The sequence below is a fragment of the Streptomyces sp. NPDC040610 genome (assembly GCF_055594065.1).
On sequence record NZ_JBVIXA010000009.1, the window covers coordinates 209,209 to 232,970 of the forward strand.

General features: G+C 71.9%; 2 protein-coding genes. Both read right to left on the reverse strand.

Annotation, left to right across the window (positions count from 1 at the left end; translation table 11 throughout):
* Positions 1-96: 96 nt before the first annotated feature.
* On the reverse strand, positions 97-16,524 hold the full coding sequence (locus ACZ6AA_RS28645; protein WP_471460730.1) for an amino acid adenylation domain-containing protein: 16,428 nt from the start codon (positions 16,522-16,524) through the stop codon (positions 97-99).
* A gap of 1 nt (position 16,525) precedes the next feature.
* On the reverse strand, positions 16,526-23,056 hold the full coding sequence (locus tag ACZ6AA_RS28650) for an amino acid adenylation domain-containing protein (protein ID WP_471460731.1): 6,531 nt from the start codon (positions 23,054-23,056) through the stop codon (positions 16,526-16,528).
* Positions 23,057-23,762 lie beyond the last annotated feature (706 nt).

The following is a 23,762-nucleotide window of genomic DNA, read 5'->3' on the forward strand; positions in this document are numbered from 1 at the left end:
GCCGTCGCCGTGCGCACCCGGCGTGGGAAACCCCGAAGGGGGCGAAGCCTTCCGGCCTCGCCCCCTTCGGGGTCCCGTGCTGCCCGCTCCCGCCCCCTACTCGCTGTCGAGGTGACGGCTGAGGATCCGGCAGATCTCCGCCGCGGGCCGTGGCAGATACATCCCCATGTGCGTGGAGTGGATGTCGTGCTCCTCCACCGTTCCCTCGATGTACGCCGCCCACTGCGGGGCGTAGGACTCGTCGGGGTTCAGCGTCGCGTTGAAGAACACCGCGTCGCCGCGGTACTTCGGCTGCGTGTACTCCATCATCATGTCGGTGTGCCGGACGGCGATGAGGGACGCGTTCTTCACGAGCGAGTTCCGCTCGCCGCCCTCGGCCCCGTCCGCGTCGCCCTCGGGGCCCGTGTGCGGGATGTACCCGGCGAGCACGTCCTCCACCTCGGCCATCTCCAGCGACGTGTTGTTCCGCGCGAACCACTCCGCGGGCACGCAGTCGAGCAGGCCGAGCAGCGCCACCTCGTGGCCGCGCGCCTGGAGTTCGCCCGCGAGGGCGTGCGCCAGGGTGCCGCCGATGGACAGGCCCACGAGTCGGAAGGGGCCCTCCGGCTGGACGGCGAGGATCTGCTCCAGGTAGTCCGCGACCATCTCGTCGATGGAGCCGGGCAGTTCGGAGCCGTCGAAGCCGCGCGCCTGGATGCCGTGGACGGGCCGGTCGCCGAGCTGCGTGGCGAAGCCGAGATAGACCCAGGACAGGCCGACGCCGGGGTGGATGAACCACAGGGGTCCGCCGTCGCCGTCGGTCTTCATCGGGAGCACCACACCGAACGGGTCGGTGAAACTGAACGACTCCCTGCCCGAGGTCAGGCAGTCGGCCATGTCCGCGACCGTGGAGTACTGGAAGACGACCCGCATCGGGATCTCGACCCCGAGGACCGTACGGATCCTGCTGACGAGGCGGGTGGCGAGCAGCGAGTGTCCGCCGACGGTGAAGAAGTTGTCGTCGATGCCGACCCGCTCCAGGCCGAGGACCTCCGCGAACAGACCGCACAGGACTTCCTCCTGCGGAGTGCGCGGGGCCCGGTACTCGACCCCCGTGAACTCCGGCTCGGGCAGCGCCTTGCGGTCCAGCTTCCCGTTCGGCGCCAGCGGAAGCCGCTCAAGGACCACGAACGCCGACGGCACCATGAACTCGGGCAGCTTCCCGGCCACGAACTCCCGCAGCGCCGTGATGTCGAACGTGTCGACGTCCCGCTCCCCGGCAGGGACGACGTACGCCACGAGGCGCTTGTCGACCGTCCCGGTGCCGCGGGCCACGACCACGCCCTGCGCCACCTCCGGGTGCGCCGTGAGCGCGGCCTCGACCTCGCCGGGCTCGATACGGAAGCCCCGCACCTTGACCTGCGCGTCACCGCGGCCGACGTACTCCAACTGCCCGTCCGCGTTCCAGCGGGCCAGGTCACCCGTGCGGTACATCCGCGATCCGGCCGGACCGTAGGGGTCGGCCACGAACCGGTCCGCGGTCAGCTCGGCGCGGCCGAAGTAGCCGCGGCTGACGGCGCCCGCCACGTACAGCTCGCCGACCACGCCCTCGGGTGCGGGGGCGAGGGTCGGGCCGAGGATGTACGCCCGCATGTTGCCGAGCGGGGTGCCGACCGGCGCGCTGCCGGTGCCGGTCCACTCCTGGTCGGCGGACAGCGCGAACGTCGTCGCGTAGAACGACTCCGTCTGACCGTAGGCGTTGACCACCCGGACGCCCGGGACGGCCTCGCGCACCCGCTCCACGAGCGCGGCGGGCAGCGCCTCACCGGCGAAGACCACGGACTCGGCGCGGATCTCCCCGGTGACCTGGTCGAGGAGTTCGGCGAAGACCGAGGGGACCGTGGAGATCACGCCGCCCGTCCAGCCGTTGCGCTCGCCGATGACCAGGACGTCCCGGACCACTTCGAGGGTGCCGCCGGTCGACAGGGTCGTGAAGGTCTCGAAGACCGACACGTCGAAGTTGACCGAGGTGCCCGCGAGCATCCGCGAGCCCGCGCCGCCGACCCGCTCGACGAGCCGCGTGATGCCGTTGACCACGTTGGCGTGCGTGACCATGACGCCCTTCGGCGTGCCGGTCGAGCCGGAGGTGTACATCACGTAGGCCACGTTGTCCGGCCGCAGCGGCGTCACCCGGTCCTGGTCGCGGACCTTGGTGTTGCGCTGCTTCGGTTCCAGGTCGAGGTCGCCGATGAACAGTCGCGGCACGTCGTTGTCCGGCAGGACGCCGACGGTGTCCGCGTCGGTGAGCAGCAGCCTCGGCCGCGCGTTGGACAGGATGTAGTCCAGCCGCGCACTCGGATACTTCGGGTCGATGGGCAGATACGCCGCACCGGCCTTCAGCACACCCAGCAGACCCACGATCAGGTCCGCCGACCGCGGCAGCGCCAGACCCACGATCGTCTCCGGGCCCACCTCCCGCCGAATCAGCTCGCGTGCGAGCCGGTTGGCGCGCGCGTCCAGTTCGCGGTACGTCCACGACGTGTCGCCGAAGTCCACCGCGACCGCGTCCGGGGTCCGCGCGGCCTGCTCCTCGAAGAGGCCGGGCACGGTGAGTGCGGGCGTCTCGGCGGCCGTGTCGTTGTACGCGCCGAGCAGCCGCTCCCGCTCCCCCGGCTCCAGCACGTCGACGTCCTTGACGGGCGTCTCCGGGTCGGCCGCGATCTGCTGGAGCACCCGGCCGAGGCGGCCCGCGATGCCCTTCACCACGTCCTTGTCGTACATGGTGTCCTGGTACTGCAGGCCCATGCGCAGATGCGGCGAGGCGTCGGCGCCGACGATCAGCGGGTAGTGCGTACCGCTGGACGCGCGCAGGCCCGTCACCGCGATGCCCGCCGTGGCGTTGGCGTCGCTCATGCCCGCGTGGTCGACCGGGAACGACTCGAACACCACGATGGTGTCGAAGAGCGTGCTGAGTCCGGTCGCCTGCTGGATGTCCGACAGGCCGTAGTGGTGGTGGTCGAGGAGGGCGGCCTGGCGGTCCTGGAGGCCGGTGAGGAGCTGGGCGAGGGTCTGGCCGGGGTCGGCCTGAACGCGGACGGGGAGGGTGTTGATGAAGAGGCCGACCATGGTGTCGACGCCGGTGACCGACGGCGGGCGTCCGGAGACGGTGGCGCCGAAGGTCACGTCCTGTCGTCCCGTCAACTGGCCGAGGGCAAGGGCCCAGGCGCCCTGCACCAGGGTGTTGAGGGTGATGCCCAGTTCCGAGGCGCGCCGCGAGAGGGTGCGGGCGTCCTCCGTGGGCAGCGGCACCTCGACCATGTCCAGGCCGCCCTGCTCCTCCGAGGCACCCGGAGCCAGCATCGTCGGCTCCTCGACGCCGTCCAGCTCCTGCGCCCAGGCCCGGGCCGCCTCGCCCCGGTCCTGCTGCGAGAGCCAGGCCAGGAACTCGCGGTAGCTGCGTACGCGGGGCAGGTCCGCGGGGTCGCCGTGGGAGCCGTAGAGGCGCAGGAGGTCCTGGATGAGCATGGGGAAGGACCAGCCGTCGTACAGCACGTGGTGGGCGCTGAAGACCAGCTCGGAGAGGTTGTCGTCCATCTTGACCAGGCACATCCGCAGCAGCGGCGCGGTGCCCGGGTCGAAGTGGGTGACCTGGTCCTCGGCGAGCAGCTTCTCGAACGCCTCCTCGCGCTCGCCCTCGGGCAGCGCGCTCAGGTCGGCCTCGCTCCAGGGGAGTTCGACGCCGTCCACGATCAACTGGACCTGCTCGCCGCGCGCGTCGGTGACGAACGCGGCCCGCAGGTTCGCGTACCGGTCGAGCAGGGCCTGCCCGGCCGTGCGGATCCTGGCCGGGTCGACCTGTCCGGACAGGTGCATCACGAGCTGGATGTGGTACGCGTCGCGGGCGTCGGCCGGGCCGTCGGTGTCGCCGGCGCCGAGCATGCTGTGGAACAGCAGGCCCGACTGCATCGTCGTGAGCGGCCAGATGTCCGAGACGCCCGGGTACTTCTTCTCCCAGACCTCGATGTCGGACTGCTCCACGGTGACCAGCGGCACGTCGGACGGCGTGAGGCCGCCCGCGTCCGGGGTGGCGGCGTGGCGGGTGAGGCCGTCCAGGGCCTCGCACCACAGGTCCGCCAGGCGCTGCACCTCGGCGCGGGACAGCACACCGGTCGGGAAGCCGACGCTCGCGGTGAGCTCCGGTCCCTGGGCGCTGTCCGTGACGTACGCGGCGAAGTCCACCGTCGCGAGGGCGGGCATCTCCGCGTTGAGGTCGGCGATGAGCGCGTCCGTGTCGGGGGCGATGCTCCAGCCCAGGCCGCGCAGTTCCTCGGGCATGTCGTCGGCGGAGAACCGGCCCAGGTAGTTGAACGCGATCTGCCCCGTCGGCCGCCCCTCCAGAGCCAGCGACGTCACCGGGTTGAGGTAGCGCAGCAGACCGAAGCCGATGCCCTTGTCCGGTACGGACAGCAGCTGCTCCTTGACCGCCTTGACCACCGACCCCGCGGCCCGGCCGCCCGCGAACGCCTCCGCCACGTCGTGCCCCGCCACGTCCAGACGTACCGGGAACATGCTCGTGAACCAGCCCAGCGTGCGCGACACGTCCGCGCCCGGAGCCACATACTCCTCGCGGCCGTGGCCTTCGAGGCGGATCAGCGTCGAGGACTCCGTCACGCCCCGCTCGTCCCGCCAGCGCGACACCGCCAGGGCGAGCGCGGCGAGCAGACCGTCGTTGACGCCGCCGTGGAACGCGGCCGGGACGGTCGTCAGGAGCGACTCCGTCACCGCCACCGGCAGCTTGACGGACACGGTCTCCACCGTGGCGGTGACGTCCACCGCCGGGTCGAGCGGGCGCGAGCCGAGGACCGGGTCGTCGCCGTCCAGCATGCCTTCCCACAGGGGGAGTTCGGCGGTGCGGGTCTCGTTGTGTGCCTCGTCCTTCAGGGCGTGCGCCCAGCGGCGCAGCGAGGTCGCCACGGGCGCCGGCTCCGGCGCCCTGCCCGCCTTGACCTGCTCCCAGGCCGCGGCGAAGTCCGGCACCAGGATGCGCCAGGACACACCGTCCACCACCAGGTGGTGCAGCACGACGATGAGCCGCCCGGCCGACTCCACACCCGCGGTGTCGAACCACACGAACTGCGCCATCACCCCGGCAGCCGGGTTCAACCGGCCCGTGGCGGCGTCGAGTTCGGCGGCGGCGAGCCGCTGCCAGGCCTCCGTCGACCAGTCGCCGTCGCACTCGACCCGGTGCACCAGCGACGCCACGTCGACGGTGCCGGGCGCGGTGACCTCCAGGCCGCCGTCGCCCTCGGTGAGGAAGCGCGAGCGCAGCACGTCGTGGGCGTCGACGACGGCCGTGAGGGTCGCGAAGAGGCCCGCCTCGTCGATGTCCTTCGGCAGGTCGAGGACCGTCGACATGGAGAACCGGTCGGTGTTCTCGCCGAGTTCGGTGGTCATGTAGCGGGCCACGGGCAGGAGCGGCATCCAGCCGACGCCGCCGCCCTCCAGCTCCTCCAGGACCGCGCCGGCGCCCGCGAGGCGGTTCTCGACGGCCGCGACGGCGAGGTCGGCCACCGTGCGGCACTCGAAGATCTGCCGCGGGGTGATCTCGATGCCCTGCGCCTTGGCGCGGGACACCACCTGGATGGAGCGGATGGAGTCGCCGCCGACGGCGAAGAAGTCGTCGTCGACACCGACCCGGCCAAGGCCCAGGACCTCGGCGTACACCCCGGCGAGGACCTTCTCCTCGGTGGTGCGGGGCGCGCGGTACTCCCCTGCCGTGAACTCCGGTTCGGGCAGGGCCTTGCGGTCCAGCTTGCCGTTCGGAGCCAGCGGCAGGCGGTCGAGGACCACGAACACCGCGGGCACCATGAACTCCGGCAGGCGCCCGGAGGCGAACTTGCGCAGTTCCTCCACCGAGACACCGGCGGTCAGGTCGAGGTCGGCGTTGACGTCCTCGACCTGCTCACCGGCGGGGACCACATAGCCGACGAGCTGCTTGCTGCCGCGGCCGTCCTTGACGACCACGACGGCCTGGGCGACGCCGGGGTGCGCGGCGAGCGCGGCCTCGACCTCGCCGGGCTCGATGCGGATGCCGCGCACCTTGACCTGCGCGTCGTCACGGCCGACGTACTCCAGCTGGCCTTCGGGGGTCCAGCGGGCCAGGTCACCGGTGCGGTACATGCGGCCGCCCGCGGGGCCGAACGGGTCGGCGACGAAGCGGTCCGCGGTCAGGTCGGCGCGGCCGAAGTAGCCTCGGGCCACATTGCCCGCGATGTACAGCTCGCCCACGACGCCGACGGGCACGGGCGCGAGGCCCGAACCGAGGACGTAGGCGCGCATGTTGCCGAGCGGAGCGCCGATCGGGGCGCTGCCCGCACCGGTCCACTCCTGGTCGGCGGGGAGCGCGAACGTCGTCGCGTAGAACGACTCGGTCTGGCCGTAGGCGTTGACGACGCGGACGCCGGGGATGGCCTCGCGCACCCGCTCCACGAGGGCCGCGGGCAGCGCCTCACCGGCGAACACCACCGAGTCGACCTCGAGTTCGCCGTCGACCTGTTCGAGGAGCTCGGCGAAGACCGACGGGACGGTCGAGACGACGCCGCCCGTCCAGCCGCCGCGCTCGCCGATGACGAGCACGTCGCGGGCCACCTCGACGGTGCCGCCCTGGGACAGGGTCGTGAAGGTCTCGAACACCGACACGTCGAAGTTGACCGAGGTCGCGGCGAGCATCCGCGTGGAGGAGTCGATGCCCACGGACGCGGCGAGGCGGGTGATGCCGTTGACCACGTTGTGGTGGGTGATCGCCACGCCCTTCGGGGTGCCGGTCGAGCCCGAGGTGTACATCACGTACGCCACGTTGTCCGGCTTGAGCGCGGCCGTGCGGTCCTTGTCGCGGACCTTGACGTTGCGCTTCCTCGGCTCCAGGTCGAGGTCGCCGACGAACAGCCGTGGGATGTCGTTGACGGGCAGGACGCCGACGGTGTCCGCGTCGGTCAGCAGCAGCCTCGGCCGCGCGTCGGACAGGATGTAGTCAAGCCGCGCACTCGGATACTTCGGGTCGATCGGCAAATACGCCGCACCGGCCTTCAGCACACCCAGCAGACCCACGATCAGGTCCGCCGACCGCGGCAGCGCCAGACCCACGATCGTCTCCGGGCCCACCTCACGCCGGATCAGCTCCCGCGCCAACAGATTGGCCCGCGCGTCCAGTTCGCGGTACGTCCACGACGTGTCGCCGTCGATCACGGCGACGGCGTGCGGGTGCTTGTCCGCCTGCTTCTCGAACAGGCCGGGGACGGTGAGGTCCGGCGTCGGCTGCGCGGTGTCGTTGAATCCGCGCAGGACCAGGTCGCGCTCGGCGGGCTCGACCAGCTCGACGGCGCCGACGCGCTGCGCCGGGTCGGCCGCGAGGAGGCCCACGACGCGGATGAACCGGTCGGTGATCTCCTGGGCGCTCGCGTGGTCGAACAGGTCGGTGGCGTACTCCAGGTGGCCGACGACGCCGTAGCCGGGGATGTCGGCCATGTTGAAGAACAGGTCGAACTTGGCGCTCTCGTTGCGGATCCGCTCGAACCGCACGTCGAGGCCGGGCAGGGCGAAGTCGTCCCGGTTGAAGTTCTGCCAGGCGAACATCACCTGGAACAGCGGCGAGTACGCCGTGGACCGCTCCGGGTTGAGCACCTCCACCAGGCGCTCGAACGGCACGTCCTGGTTGTCGTAGGCGGCCAGGGACTTGTCACGGGCCTGGTCGAGCAGGTCCTCGAAGGTGGGGTTGCCCGACAGGTCGGCGCGCAGGACCCAGGTGTTGACGAAGAAGCCGACCAGGTCCGCGAGGAGTTCGTCGGTGCGGCCCGCGATCGGCGCGCCGATCGTGATGTCGTCGCCGCCGCCGAGGCCGTGCAGCAGCACGGTCAGGGCGGACTGGAGCACCATCGACGCGGTCGCGCCGCGCCGCCGGGCCAGTTCCTCGACGGCGTCCATGACGTCCCGGTCGAGGGCGAACTCGACCGTGGCGCCGCGGTGGCTCGCGGCCGGCGGGCGGGGCCGGTCGGTGGGCAGGCGGAGCGGCTGGGGCACGCCCGCGAGCTCCTCGCGCCAGTAGTCGACCTGCCCGGACTGCACGCTGTCCGGGTCGTCCTCGGCGCCGAGCAGCTCGCGCTGCCACAGCGTGTAGTCCACGTACTGCACCGGCAGTTCCGGCCACGCCGGGGCCGCGCCCGCGAGCCGGGCGGTGTAGGCCGCGGCGAGATCGCGGGACAGCGGGCCCATGGACACGCCGTCGCTGACGATGTGGTGGAAGAGCAGCAGCAGGACGAACTCGTCCTCGCCGCAGCGGAACACGGTGGCCCGCGTCGGGACCTCACCGGCCAGGTCGAAGCTGTATCCGGCGGCCTCGGCCATGGCGTCGTCGAGCGCGTCGGGGGCTACGTCGACGACGGGCACGCCGATGTGCACGTCGGCGGCGGGCAGCACCTTCTGGAAGGGCACGCCCTCGCTGTCGTCGATGATCAGCGTGCGCAGGCTCTCGTGCCGTGTGACCACGTCGTTGACGGCGGCCTCGAACGCGGCGGTGTCCAGGGTGCCGGTCAGGCGCAGCGGGAACGGCGTGTTGTACGTCGCCGAGGGGCCCTCGAAGCGGTCGATGAACCACAGGCGGCGCTGCGCGTACGACAGCGGCACGAACTCGGGGCGGGTCTCGGCCCGGCGCAGTTGCGCGCGGACGCTGCCGCCGCCGGTCAGGTGCTCGACGAGCTCCGCGACGGTGGGCGAGGCGAAGACGACGCGGATCGGGATCTCGACGTCGAGCGTGGTGCGGATGCGGCTGGCGAGGCGGGTGGCGAGCAGCGAGTGGCCGCCGACGGTGAAGAAGTTGTCGTCGATGCCGACCCGCTCCAGGCCGAGGACCTCCGCGAACAGGCCGCACAGGGCCTCTTCCTGCGGAGTGCGCGGGGCCCGGTACTCGGCGCCGGTGAACTCCGGCTCGGGCAGCACCTTGCGGTCCAGCTTCCCGTTCGGCGCCAGCGGAAGCCGCTCAAGGACCACGAACGCCGACGGCACCATGAACTCGGGCAGCTTCCCGCCCACGAACTCGCGCAGCGCGGTGATGTCGATGTCCTCGACGGTCCCGGCAGGGACGACGTACGCCACGAGGCGCTTGTCGGTGGTGCCGGTGCCGCGGGCCACGACCACGCCCTGGGCGACCTGCGGGTGGGCGGTCAGGGCGGCCTCGACCTCGCCGGGCTCGATACGGAAGCCCCGCACCTTGACCTGCGCGTCACCGCGGCCGACGTACTCCAACTGCCCGTCCGCGTTCCAGCGGGCCAGGTCGCCCGTGCGGTACATCCGCGATCCGGCCGGACCGTAGGGGTCGGCCACGAACCGGTCCGCGGTCAGGTCCGCGCGGCCGAAGTAGCCGCGCGCCACATTGCCCGCGATGTACAGCTCACCCACGACACCGACGGGCACGGGCGCGAGACCCGCACCGAGCACGTAGGCGCGCATGTTGCCGAGCGGAGCGCCGATCGGGGCGCTGCCGGTGCCGTCCCACGCGTCGCCCGCGGGCAGCGCCCACGTCGTCGCGTAGAACGACTCCGTCTGGCCGTAGGCGTTGACCACCCGGACGCCCGGGACGGCCTCGCGCACCCGCTCCACGAGCGCGGCGGGCAGCGCCTCGCCCGCGAACACCACGGATTCCACGGCGAGTTCGCCGGTGACCTGGTCGAGGAGTTCGGCGAAGACCGACGGGACCGTGGAGATCACGCCGCCCGTCCAGCCGTTGCGCTCGCCGATGACCAGGACGTCCCGTGCGACCTCCAGGGTGCCGCCCCGGGACAGGGTCGTGACGGCCTCGAAGACCGACACGTCGAAGTTGACCGAGGTGCCCGCGAGGACGCGGGTACCGGCGTCGATGCCCACCGAGGCGGCGAGGCGGGTCACGCCGTTCACCACGTTGTGGTGGGTGATCGCCACGCCCTTCGGGGTGCCGGTCGAGCCGGACGTGTACATCACGTACGCCACGTTGTCCGGCTTGAGCGGGGCCCTGCGGTCGGCGTCCGTCAGCGGGGCCCCGGCGGTGGTGGCCGCGAGGTCCACGTCGCCGAGGAACAGGCGCGGGATGTCCGTCCCGGGCAGCACGCCCACGGTGTCGGCGTCGGTGAGGAGCAGCTTCGGCGCCGCGTCGGACAGGATGTGGTCCAGGCGGGAGCTCGGGTACTTCGGGTCGATCGGCAGATAGGCGCCGCCCGCCTTCAGGACCGCGAGCAGCGCCGTGATCAGGTCGGCCGAGCGCGGCAGCGCCAGGCCCACGACCGTCTCCGGGCCGACCTCGCGGGCGATCAGCTCCCGCGCGAGGCGGTCGGCGCGGGCGTTCAGCTCGGCGTACGTCAGCGAGGTGTCGCCGTGCACGAGCGCGACCGCGTCCGGGGTCGCCGCGACCTGCCGCTCGAACAGGCCGGGGATGGTGAGGGCGGGCGTCTCGGCGGCCGTGGCGTTCAGGCCGTACAGGACGTGCTCACGCTCCTGTGCCTCCAGGACGTCGACGTGCCCCGCGGGGATCCGCGGGTCCTCGACGAGCTGGAGCAGGATGCGGTGGAAGCGGGCCGCGATGGCCTCGACGTCCGCGCGCTCGAAGAGGTGGTGCTGGTACTGCAGGCCGAGGCGCAGGTGCGGCTCGGCGTCGGCGGAGACGATCAGCGGGTAGTGGGTGCCGCTGAGCGGGCTGATGCCGGTGACCTCCAGGCCCGCCGCCGAGTAGGCGTCGGTGATGCCGACGGAGTCGACGGGGTAGGAGTCGAAGACGACGATCGTGTCGAACAGGGAGGTCAGGCCGACCGCGTTCTGGATGTCGCTGAGACCGAAGTGCTGGTGGTCGAGGAGCGAGCCCTGCCGGTTCTGCAGGGCGGTGAGGACATCGGCGAGGGACTCGCGCGGCGCGCAGTCCACCCGCACCGGAAGGGTGTTGATGAACAGGCCGACCATGTAGTCCACGCCCGGCACGACCGGCGGACGGCCGGACACGGTGGCGCCGAACACGACGTCCCTGCGGCCGGTCAGCTCCGCGAGGAGCAGGCCCCAGGCGCCCTGCACGACGGTGTTCATGGTGATGCCGAGCTCGGCGGCGCGGCGGGCGAGATCACGGGCCGACTCGGCGGCCAGCGGCACGTCGACCTGGCCGATGCCGCCCGGCTCGGCGCCGGGGCGGGCACTGGGGGCGAGCAGGGTGGGCTCGTCGACCCCGGCCAGCTCCTCGGCCCACACGCGGGTGTCCTCGGCGCGGTCCTGCTGGTTCAGCCAGACCAGGAAGTCCCGGTAGCCGCGGACGCGTGCCAGCTCGGAGGCGTCGCCGTCGGAGCCGTACAGGCGCAGCAGGTCCTGCAGGAGCAGCGGCACGGACCAGCCGTCGAACAGCACGTGGTTGGCGGTGAACACCAGCTCCGCGCGGTCGTCGCCGAGGGTGACCAGGGTCATCCGCAGCATCGGCGGGTTCACCGGGTCGAAGTGCTTGGCGTGGTCGTCGGCGAGGAGCTTCTTCAGGGCGGCGTCGCGCTCGGCGTCGCCGAGGGAGCTGTAGTCGAACTCCAGCCACGGCAGCGGGACCTCGTCGAGGACGAGCTGCACCTGGTTGCCCTCGGTGTCCGTGACGAACGCGGTGCGCAGGCTCGCGTACCGGTCGAGCAGGGCCTGTCCGGCCGCGCGCATGCGGGCGGGCTCGACCTTGCCGGACAGGTGGAAGACGAGCTGCATCTGGTACGCGTCGAAGGAGGCGTCCGAGAGCATCGTGTGGAACAGCAGACCCGACTGGGCGGCGGTGAGCGGCCACACGTCGGACACGCTCGGGTAGCGGCGCTCCCACCGCTCGATGTCGGCCTGCGTGGTCGTCACCAGCGGTACGTCGGACGGCGTGAGGCCGCCCGCGCCGGGCGCCGACACGTGCTGGGCGAGGCCTTCGAGGGCCTGGATCCACAGGTCGGCGAGGTCGTGTACGTCGGCGGCGGGGAGCACGCCCGCGGGGAAGCCGATGCGGGCGTTGAGCTGCGGGCCCTCGTCGGAGTCCAGGACCAGGGCGTTGACGTCGAACACCGACAGGGCGGGCATGTCCGCGTCGAGGTCGGCGAGGAGGTCGGCGGTGCCCTCGGCCTGGCTGAAGCCGAGGCCGCGCAGGTGGTCGGGCATGTCCGTGGACGTGGAGAAGCGGCCGAGGTAGTTGAAGGCGATCTGGCCGGTGGAGTAGCGGCGCAGGATCTCGGCGGTCTCCGGGTTGAGGTAGCGCAGCAGGCCGTAGCCGAGGCCCTTGTCGGGGATGGCGAGCGCCTGCTCCTTGACGGCCTTGACCGCGGCGCCCGCGGCGGCGCCGCCCGCGAAGGCCTCCTCGACGTCGATGCCGCCGATGTCGAGGCGCAGCGGGAACATGCTGGTGAACCAGCCCATGGTGCGGGACAGGTCCGCGCCGGGCACCGCGTACTCCTCGCGGCCGTGGCCCTCCAGGCGGAGCAGCACCGTCGGCTCGTCCACGCCGCGGGCGCGCCGCCAGCGGGTGACGGCGAGGGCGAGGGCGGCGAGCAGGCCGTCGTTGACGCCGCCGCGGAAGGCCGCGGGCAGCGTGGTCAGGAGCTGCTCGGTGACGGGCACGGGCACCTGTACGACGACGTGCTCCACGGTGGAGACGGTGTCGGTGGCCGGGTCGAGGTGGCGGCTGCCGAGCACCGGGTCGGGCCCGGCGACGACGGACTTCCACAGCTCCAGCTCGGCGGTGCGCTCCGGCGTCGCGGCCTCGTCCACGAGGGCGTGCGCCCAGCGGCGCACGGAGGTGGAGACGGGGTCGAGCGCGGGCTTCCTGCCCGCCTTGATCTGCTCCCAGGCGGCGGCGAGGTCGGGCAGCAGGACGCGCCAGGACACGCCGTCGATGGCGAAGTGGTGCAGGACGACGTGCAGGCGGCCCGGCCTGTCGGCGCCCGCGTCGAACCACACGAACCGCGCCATGCTGCCGGCGGCGGCGTCCAGGCGGGCAGTGGCGGCGTCGAGTTCGGTGAACGCGCGCTCGCGCCACGCCTGGTCCCACTGGCCGTCGCACGGGACGCGGTGGACGAGCGAGGCGACGTCGACGGTGCCGGGCGCAGTGACCTCGAGGCCGCCGTCGCCGTCGGTGAGCAGGCGCGAGCGCAGGATGTCGTGGTGGTCGACGACGGCGCCCAGGGTGGCGACGAGGCCCGTCTCGTCGATGCCGACGGGCAGGTCGAGGACCATCGACATGGAGAAGCGGTCGCTGCCGCCGCCCAGTTCCTTGAGGAAGTGCCCGGCGGGGAGCAGCGGCATCCAGCCGACGCCGCCGCCCTCCAGCTCCTCCAGGACGGTGGCCTGGCCCCCGGCCGCCGCGACGTCGGCCAGCTCGGCCACGGTGCGGCACTCGAAGATCTGCCGGGGGCTGACCTCGACGCCCTGGGCGCGGGCCCGCGAGACGACCTGGATGGAGCGGATGGAGTCGCCGCCGACGGCGAAGAAGTCGTCGTCGATGCCGACCCGGTCCAGGCCGAGGACCTCGGCGTAGACGCCGGTGAGGACCTCCTCGGTGGGGGTGCGCGGGGCGCGGTACTGGCCCCCGGTGAACTCCGGCTCGGGCAGGGCCTTGCGGTCCAGCTTGCCGTTCGGGGCAAGCGGCAGGCGGTCCAGCATCAGGAAGACGGACGGGACCATGAACTCGGGCAGGCGCGCGGAGACGAAGCGACGCAGCTCGCGCGAGGAGACGACCATGGTCAGGTCGACGTCGAGCTCGCCGAGGCTGTCGACGTCGCCGGAGCCCACCGCGCCGTCGTCGGAGCCCACGGGCACGACATAGCCGACGAGCTGTTTGCTGCCGCGGCTCTGGTGGACGGTCACGACGGCCTGGGCGACGCCCGGGTGGGCGGTGAGCGCGGCCTCGATCTCGCCGGGCTCGATGCGGAAGCCGCGGACCTTGACCTGCGCGTCGCCGCGGCCGACGTACTCCAGGCGGCCGTCGGCGTTCCAGCGGGCGAGGTCGCCGGTGCGGTACATGCGGGACCCGGCCGGGCCGAAGGGGTCGGCGACGAAGCGGTCCGCGGTGAGGTCGGGACGGCCGTGGTAGCCGCGGCCGACGACGCCCGCGACGTAGAGCTCTCCCGCGACGCCGACGGGGGCGGGCTCGAGGCCCGGGCCGAGGACGTAGGTGCGGACGTTGCCGAGCGGGCTGCCGATGGGGGCGCTGCTGGTGCCGTGCCACTGGTCGGTGTCGGACACGGCGAAGGTGGTGGCGTAGAAGGTCTCGCTCTGGCCGTAGGCGTTGACGACGCGCACGCCGGGGATGACCTCGCGCACGCGCTGCACCAGGGCGGCGGGCAGCGCCTCACCTGCGAAGACGACGGCGTCGACGTTGATCTTGCCGTCGACCTGGTCGAGGAGTTCGGCGAAGACGGACGGGACGGTGGAGACGACGCCGCCGCTCCAGCCGCCGCGCTCGCCGATGACGAGGACGTCGCGGACCACTTCGAGGGTGCCGCCGGTGGTCAGCGTCGTGAAGGTCTCGAAGACCGACACGTCGAAGTTGATGGAGGTGCCCGCGAGCACCCGCGAACCGGCCTGGACGCCCACGGCGGACGCGAGCCCGGTGACGTCGTTGACGACGTTGCCGTGGGTGATGGCGACGCCCTTGGGCGTGCCGGTGGAGCCGGAGGTGTACATCACGTACGCGACGTGGTCCGGGCCGAGCGGCGCGGTCCGGTCGGCGTCGGTCAGCTCCGCGTCGGCGGCGGTGGCGGTGTCGAGGTCGACGTCGCCGAGGAAGAGCCGCGGCGCGGCGCCGTCCGGGTCCTGGGGCAGCACGCCGACGGTGTCGGCGTCGGTGAGGATCAGGTGCGGCTCGGCGTCCGAGAGGATGAAGTCGAGGCGGGTGCTCGGGTACTTGGGGTCGATCGGCAGATAGGCGCCGCCCGCCTTGAGGATGCCGAGCATGCCGACGACGAGGTCCGCGGAGCGCGGCAGGCACAGGCCCACCACGCTCTCGGGGCCGACGCCGCGGCCGATGAGGTCGCGGGCGAGCCGGTTGGCGCGGGCGTTCAGCTCCGCGTACGTCAGCTCCGTGTCCTCGTGCACGACGGCGACGGCGTCCGGGGTGGCCGCCGCCTGCTTCTCGAAGGCGCCGGGCACGGTGAGCGCGGGCACGGCCGCGGCGGTGTCGTTGAACTGGCCGAGGACCAGCTCGCGTTCGCCGGGCTGGAGGACGTCGACGCGGGTGACGGGGGCGGCGGGGCTCTCGACGAGCTGGCGCACGACGCGGACGTAGCGCTCGGTGATGGCTTCGGCGGTGCGCCGGTCGAACAGCTCGGTGGCGTACTCCAGGTACACCAGCATCGACTGCTCGGCCGGGTCGTGGAAGTAGTTGAACTCCAGGTCGAACTTGGCCGTCGTGGTCGACAGCATCTCTAGGCGCGTGGTCAGACCGGGCAGTTCGAGGGCGGTGCCGACCTCGGTCTCCCAGGTGAACATGACCTGGAAGAGCGGGTGGTAGGCGGTGGAGCGCTCGGGATTGAGGATCTCCACCAGGCGCTCGAACGGCGCGTCCTGGTTGTCGTACGCCGCGAGCGCCTTGTCCTGCACCTGCGCGAGCAGCCGCTCGAACGTCGGGGCGCCGGAGAGGTCGCCGCGCAGCACCCAGGTGTTGACGAAGAAGCCGATGAGTTCGGTGAGGTCGTCGTCGGTGCGGCCCGCGATGGTGGAGCCGAGCGCGATGTCCTCACCGGCGCCGAGGTGCTGGAGGGTGACCATCAGGGCGGCCTGCATGACCATCGGCACGGTCACGTCGCGCTCGCGGGCGAGGCGCTCGACCTTCGCGACGAGGTCGGGGTCGACGTGCAGGCTGACGCCGTCGCCCTGGTGGCTGGCGACGGGCGGGCGGGGCCGGTCGGCGGGCAGTTGCAGCGGCTGCGGGACACCGGCCAGCTCGCCGCGCCAGTACTCGACCTGCGCGGCGAGGACGCTCTCGGGGTCGTTCTCGTCGCCGAGCAGCTCGCGCTGCCACAGCGTGTAGTCCACGTACTGGACCGGGAGTTCCTCCCAGTCCGGCGCGGCGCCCGCGAGCCGGGCGCGGTAGGCGGTGGCGAGGTCACGGGCCAGCGGGCCCATGGACTCGCCGTCGCTGGCGATGTGGTGGATGAGGAGCACCAGGACGTGCTCCCGCTCGCCGGACTTGAGCAGGGTCGGGCGCAGGGGTATCTCGGTGGCGAGGTCGAGGACGTACTCGGCCTCCTTGGCGATGGCGGCCTCCAGAGCCTCGGGGGCCACCTCGACGAGCGGCATCTCCAGGCGGGCGTCGGCGAGCGCGAGGACCTCCTGCGCCGGGACGCCGTCGGCGTTCTCGACGATGAGGGTGCGCAGGCTCTCGTGCCGCTCCACCACGTCGCGTACGGCCGCCTCCAGGGCGGCGGTGTCGAGGTCTCCGCTGAAGCGGAGCAGGAAGGGAAGGTTGTACGTCGCCGAGGGGCCCTCGAAGCGGCTGATGAACCACAACCGTCGCTGCGCGAAAGACAACGGGATCATTTTACTGTCCACTCCTGTTCATCCTGCGCAGCTTGGGTCGGCGCGACGCCGTGGCGTTCTGCACCGTGCGCGATAGTTCGGCGATGCTGTGCGATTCGAAGATCGCCCGGATCGGCACACTGACTCCGAGTGCCTTGCCAATGCGGCTGGTGAGCCGCGTGGCCAACAGGGAGTTCCCGCCCAGGTCGAAGAAGTCGTCGTCGATGCCGACCCGCTCCACGCCGAGGACCTCGGCGAAGAGCGTGCAGAGCGTCTCTTCCTTCTCGTTGCGCGGCGCGCGGTAGGCCGCGCCCGCGAACTCCGGCTCGGGCAGGGCCCTGCGGTCCAGCTTTCCGTTCGGGGCCAGCGGGAAGCGGTCGAGGACCACGACCGCGGCGGGCACCATGAATTCGGGCAGGCGGCCCATGACGAAGTCGCGCAGCTCGGTCATGTCGACCGTGCTCCTGACGCCGTCCGACTCGGTGGGCACGACATAGCCCACGAGCCGCTTGCCGACGCTCTCGCCGCCGTCGTGCACCACGACCGCGGCCTGCGCGATGGCGGGGAAGGCGGTGAGGGCGGCCTCGACCTCGCCGGGCTCGATGCGGAAGCCCCGCACCTTGACCTGCGCGTCACCGCGGCCGACGTACTCCAGTTGCCCGTCGGCGGTCCAGCGGGCCAGGTCACCGGTGCGGTACATGCGCGCTCCGGCCGGGCCGTAGGGGTCGGCGACGAAGCGGTCGGCGGTGAGGACGGAGCGGCCGTAGTAGCCGCGGCCGATGTTCCCGGCCACGTACAGCTCGCCGACGACGCCTTCCGGTACGGGGGTGAGGCCCGGGCCGAGGACGTAGGTGCGCATGTTGCCGAGGGGCGTGCCGATGGGGGCGCTGGCCGAGCCGGTCCAGGGCTCGTCGGCGGCGAGGGCGAAGGTGGTGGCGTAGAAGCTCTCGCTCTGGCCGTAGGCGTTGACGACCTTCACGCCGGGCATGGCCTCGCGGATGCGGCCGACCAGCGCGGCGGGCAGCGCCTCACCGGCGAACACCAGCGTCTCGACCTTGGTCTTGGCGGCGATCTGCTCGAGCAGTTCGTTGAAGACGGACGGCACGGTGCTGATCACGCTGCCCGACCAGCTGTCGCGCTCGGCGAGGACGAGGACGTCCCTGACGACCTCGACGGTGCCGCCGGAGCAGAGCGTCGTGAACGTCTCGAACACCGACACGTCGAAGTTGACGGAGGTGCCCGCGAGCATCCGGGAGCCGGGGCCCCCGGCGACCCGCGCCGCGAGCCGCGTCACGCCGTTGACGACGTTGGCATGCGTGATGACGACGCCCTTGGGCGTGCCGGTGGAGCCCGATGTGTACATCACGTACGCGATGCCGTCGGGGCTGAGCGGCGAGTGCCGGTCGGCGTCGGTGACGGGGCCGCCCGGCGCGTCGTCGAGCGCCAGCGCGTCGAGGTGCACGTGCGGGACGTCGGAGGCGGGCAGCACCCCGGTCGTCGCCGAGTCGGTGAGCACGAACCGCGGGGCGGCCTCGGTGAGGATCGAACCGAGGCGCGCGCTCGGGTACTTGGGGTCGATCGGCAGGTATCCGGCGCCGGACTTGAGGATGCCGAGCATGCCGACGACGAGGTCCGCGGAGCGCGGCAGGGCGAGGCCGACGATCGTCTCGGGGCCCGCCCCCTGCTTGATCAGTTCGCGGGCGAGGCGGTTGGCGCGGGTGTCGAGTTCCGCGTACGTGAGCTGCCGGTCCTCGAAGACGACGGCGACCGCGTCCGGGGTCTTCGCCGCCTGCTCCTCGAAGAAGCCGGGGATCGTCAGCTCGGGCGTCGGCTCGGCGGTGTCGTTGAGCCCGACGACGAGGCGCTCGCGCTCGGCGGGGTCGAGCACGTCGACGGCGCGGACGGCCTGGTGCGGGTCGGCGGCGACGGTGGCGAGGATCCGGCCGAAGCGCGCGGCGAGGGTGTCCGCCTCGTCCTCGTCGAACACGTCCTGCTGGTACTGGACGTTCAGGCGGGGGTGCTCCCCGTCCGGGTAGACGAAGACGGTCACCGGGTAGTGGCTCGCGGTGAACGCGCGGATGCCGGTGATGGTGATGCCGGCGGCCGCGCTGACCTCGCTGATCGTGCCGCGGTCCAGCGGGAAGGACTCGAACCCGACGAGGGTGTCGAACAGCGCCTTGAGGCCGGTGGTCTTGTGGATCTCGGTGAGGCCGTAGTGGTGGTGGTCCAGGAGGGCGGCCTGCCGGTCCTGGAGGCCGGTGAGCAGGTCGGCGAGGGTGTCGCCGGGGGCGCACTGGACGCGTACGGGCAGAGTGTTGAGGAACATGCCGACGATCGAGTCGACCCCGGCGAGCGCGGGCGGACGCCCGGCGACCGTGGACGAGAGCACCACGTCCTGACGCCCCGTCAACTGCCCGAGGAGCAGGCCCCAGGAGCCCTGCACGAGGGTGTTCAGGGTGACGCCGAGGTCCGCGGCGCGCCGGGTCAGCCCGGTGGCCTCGGCCGGGGTCAGCGGCACGTCGACCTGGGCGATGCCGGAGCTGTGGCTTCCGGTCTCCGCGCCGGGGGCCAGGAGGGTGGGCTCGTCGACGCCGTCCAGCTCGCGGCGCCAGGCTTCGGCGGACACCTCGGGGTCCTGCTGGGCCAGCCAGGCGAGGTAGTCACGGTACGTCCGCGCGGGCGGCAGGCCCGAGGTGTCGCCACCGGTGCCGTAGAAGCGGAGCACGTCCTGGATGAGCAGGGGCAGCGACCAGCCGTCGAACAGCGCGTGGTGCGCCGTCAGGACCAGCTCGAACCGCTCGGCCTCGCGCTTGACCAGGGAGAGCCGCAGCATCGGCGGCTTGGTGATCTCGAAGTGGGCCTTGAGGTCGTCCGCCATGAACTTCTCGAACGCCGCGTCCCGTTCGCCCTCGGGCGTACCGCTGAGGTCGACCTCCTGCCAGGGCAGCTCGACGCCGTCGACGACGAGCTGGACTAGGTCGCCGGACGCGTCGTTGACGAAGGCCGTGCGCAGGGCGGGGTGGCGGTCGAGCATGGCCTGTCCGGCGGCGCGCATTCGTGCGGGGTCGATGCGCCCGGAGAGCTGGAGTGCGTACTGCACCTGGTAGGCGTCGAACGAGGACTCCGCGCCGTCGGCCATCAGCGTGTGGAAGAGGAGGCCGGATTGGAGGGGGGAGGTGGGCCAGACGTCGGACAGGCCGGGGAACTGCTCCTCCCAGGCCTCGATGTCGGCCTGGGTGGCGTTGACCAGGGGAATGTCGGACGGCGTCAGACCACCGGCGCCGGACTGGGCGGCGTGCCGCGCCAGACCCTCAAGGGCGGTGCGCCACAGGTCGGCCAGCTCACGGACCTCCTCCTGCGCGAGCACGCCGGAGGGGGCGGTGAACAGGGCTCCGAGGCGGGGGCCTTCGGGGGTGTCGGTGACGGAGGCGTTGATGTCGACCTCGGCCGGGGCGGGCATGGCCTGGTCCTGCGCGGCGTCCAGGGCGTCGAGTCCGGTGATGCCCGTGGCTTGGGTGAAGCCGAGGTTCTGTGCGTGGGCGGGCATGTCGGTGTGGGCGGAGAACCGGCCGAGGTAGTTGAATCCGACCTGACCGTGGCCGTGCGCGGCCAGGACGTCGGCGGTGGTGGGGTTGAGGTGGCGCAGCAGGCCGTAGCCGATGCCCTTGTCCGGGATCGCGCGCAGCTGCTCCTTGACGGCCTTCAGGACGCGGGCGGCGGCGGGACCGCCGCTGATGGCCTCGTCCAGGTCGGTGCCGGTGAGGTCGAGGCGGACGGGGAAGACGCTGGTGAACCAGCCGACGGTTTCGGAGAGGTCGGCGCCGGGGGCGGCGGCCTCCTCCCGCCCGTGCCCCTCCAGGCGGATCAGGGAGGAGGGCTCGTGGGTGCCGCGGGTGCGGCGCCACTTGGCCAGCGCCAGGGCGAGTCCGGCCAGGAGGCCGTCGTTGACCTCGCCGTGGAAAGCCGCCGGGACGGTGGTGAGCAGCGCCTCGGTGAGCTGTGGCGGGAGTTGGACGCGGGTTTCGGTGAGGGTGGCGATGGTGTCCAGGGCCGGGTCCAGGCGGCGGATGCCCAGGACCGGGTCGGGGCCCTCCACGATGGACTGCCACAGGGCGAGTTCGGCGGTGCGCCTATCGCTTGCGGCCTCCTCGGCCAGGGCGTGCGCCCAGCGCCGCATCGAGGTCGCCACCGGCGCGAGCTGCGGGGTGCGCCCGTCGCGGACCTGCTCCCAGGCCAGCGCGAGGTCGGGCATCAGGATGCGCCAGGACACCCCGTCCACGACCAGGTGATGCAACACGATCAGCAACCGTCCCGGCGTTTCCCCGGCCGGGTCGAACCACACGAACTTCGCAACCACCCCCGCCCCCGGCTCCAACGACGCGGCAGCCGTCTCCAGCTCGGCCATCAGCTCCGCATGCCAGGCCTCACCCTCCCAAACCCCATCGGATTCCACTCGCTTGAGAAGCGCGGCGACATCGACGGACCCCGGCGCGGCGACGTCCAGGCCGCCCCCGCCGTCCTCGACCAGCCGCGCCCGCAGCAGGTCATGCCGGTCGACCACCGCCGAGAGGGTGGCCGTGAGCTGCTCGGCACTGATGCCTTCGGGCAGGTCCAGGACCATCGCCTGCAGGAACCGGTCGAAGCCCGGCCCCCACCCGCGCAGCAACCGCGCGACCGGCAGCAGAGGCATCCACCCGACACCCCCGCCCTCCAACTCCTCCAGCACACTCACAGCACCCGAGAGCCGGTTGGCCACAGCCGCCTCCGCCAGCCGCGCCACCGTCCGGGACTCGAACACCTCCCGCGCACTGACCTCCAGCCCCTCCGCACGGGCCCGCGAGACGACCTGGATCGACTGGATGCTGTCCCCGCCCACCGCGAAGAAGTCGTCATCGATCCCCACCCGGTCCAAACCCAGCACCGCGGCGAACGCGCCCGCCAGGACCTCCTCCTCAACGGTGCGCGGCGCACGATAGGCACTGCCCTTGAACTCCGGCTCCGGCAACGCCTTCTTGTCGACCTTGCCGTTCGTCGTCAACGGCAGCCGGTCAAGCACCACCACCGTCGCCGGCACCATGAAATCCGGCAACCGCTGACCGAGGTAGCCGCGCAGCTCACCGGTGGAGAAGCCCGAGTCGAAGGTCATGTGGCCGGTGCCGCCGCTCTTGGCGGCCTCTTCCCGCGCGGCCTCCGCGTCCCCGGCCCCGGCCGGGACGACATAGCCCACGAGCTGCTTGCCGGTGCCCCGGCCCTCGTGGACGGTCACGACGGCGTGCCCGACGCGCGGGTGCGCGAGCAACGCGGCCTCGATCTCGCGCAGTTCGATGCGCAGACCACGGATCTTGACCTGGGTGTCGGCGCGGCCGAGGAAGACGAGCTGACCGTCGTCGCCCCACCGCACGAGGTCGCCGGTGCGGTACATCCGCTCGCCGGGCCCGCCGAACGGGCAGGCCACGAAGCGCTCACCGGTCATGGCGGGACGGCCCAGATAGCCGCGGGCGAGGGGCGCACCGGCGATGTACAGCTCGCCCGGGCTCCCCTCGGGGACCGGCTTCAGGTCGTCGTCGAGGATGTACGCCCGGGTGTTGGACAGGGGCGCGCCGATCGGCGGGGCCTGGCCGTCACCGGTCAGCGGGGTGCTGAGGGTGACGGCGACGGTGGTCTCGGTGGGGCCGTAGCCGTTGATCATCCGGCGGTCGGCGGCCCAGGTGGCGACGAGTTCCGGCGCGGTCGCCTCACCGGCGACCGCGAGGCTGCGCACGGTGGGCAGCGAGCCGGTCGGCATGGCGGCGAGCACGGCGGGCGACATGACGGCGTGCGTCACGGCGTGCCGGTTGATGGTCTCGACGAGGGGGGCGCCGGGGGCGAGGGCGTCCTTGTCGGCCATGACGAGGGTGGAGCCGGACAGCAGCGACATGCCGAGCTCGCCCACGGACACGTCGAAGCTCGGGGAGCAGAACTGCAGGATCCTGCTGTCCGGCGTGACGTTCATCCGGTCGAGCATGGCGCCGACGAGGTTGGCGATGCCGGTGTGGGTGACGGTGACGCCCTTGGGGCGGCCCGTTGAGCCCGAGGTGTAGATCACGTACGCGGCGTTGGCGACGGTCAGCGGAGTGGCGCGCTCGGCGTCGCCGACGTCCCCGGCGTCGTACGCGGCGACGGCGACGGTGACCTCCGGGTCGTCGAGGCGGACGACGGGGGCGGGAAGGTCGGGCAGCAGCCCGGCGGTGTCCTCGTCGACCAGGACCATGACGGCCGCGGAGTCCTCGACCATGTACGCGATGCGGTCGGCGGGATAGGCCGGGTCCACCGGCAGATAGGCGCCGCCGGCCTTCATCACGGCGAGCACCGTCACGCACCACTGGGGGGACCGGCGCAGCGCCACGCCGACGACGGTTTCCGCGCCGACGCCGCGCTCCATCAGAAAACGCGCGAGACGATTCGCGCGCGCGTCAAGGTCGGCAAAGCTCAGCGACTCGTCACCGAAGACCACAGAGGTCGCATCCGGCGCCGCGACGACTTGCCGTTCGAACAGTTCAGGAATCGTCCCCACCGGTACCGGAACCTCCGTGTCATTGAGCTCGCCCCGCAACGCACCCTGCTCAAAAGAACACAAAGCGACCATCCCCCACAGTGGTTAGACGTTGGACCTGAAGCCAGGATCATTGATTAATCCGTGCCGCGGAGGCCGAGCGGCAAGCGCGCACGAATGACAGGGCGTGAAAGCCCTATTCACCGACGCAATTGATCGCCCGCATCGCTCGTTCGGTTCGGCCGAGCAGCCAGAACCCGCTCGCTGGGCAGCTCTTGCACTCCCGTTGCTCCGACAGGCTCGTACCTCGCGGCTACGGAGTCAACCGCCATCAAGATCACTCCGATTGCTCATCGCCGGAGCCCTCCGCACACCTTCACGCCGATACGTCAACCCCAAAGTCCCACCACGCAAGACTCTTAACGAATAACATGCGCACACCATTGTCCGCAGGCGTGGCGAAGGCCACTGGACGGAAATGCTGAGTGAAATAAAAGAGACCGGACGACGGTCACTCCCGAACCCCCGACGAGAAATGCCCCCGCTCCCGCGCAACGAGCCTATGAGCACCCTTCGGCAGGGGCAAGGAACGGCCCGTACAGGCGCTTTGCGCCACCGGGAACGACAGCGCACGGAACACTCGCACGGAAAACGGAAGTGGCTCGGGAATCCGAACCGCACTCCGCGAAAGTGTCAACATTCAGTTCGCGAACACGCGATGGTTTGC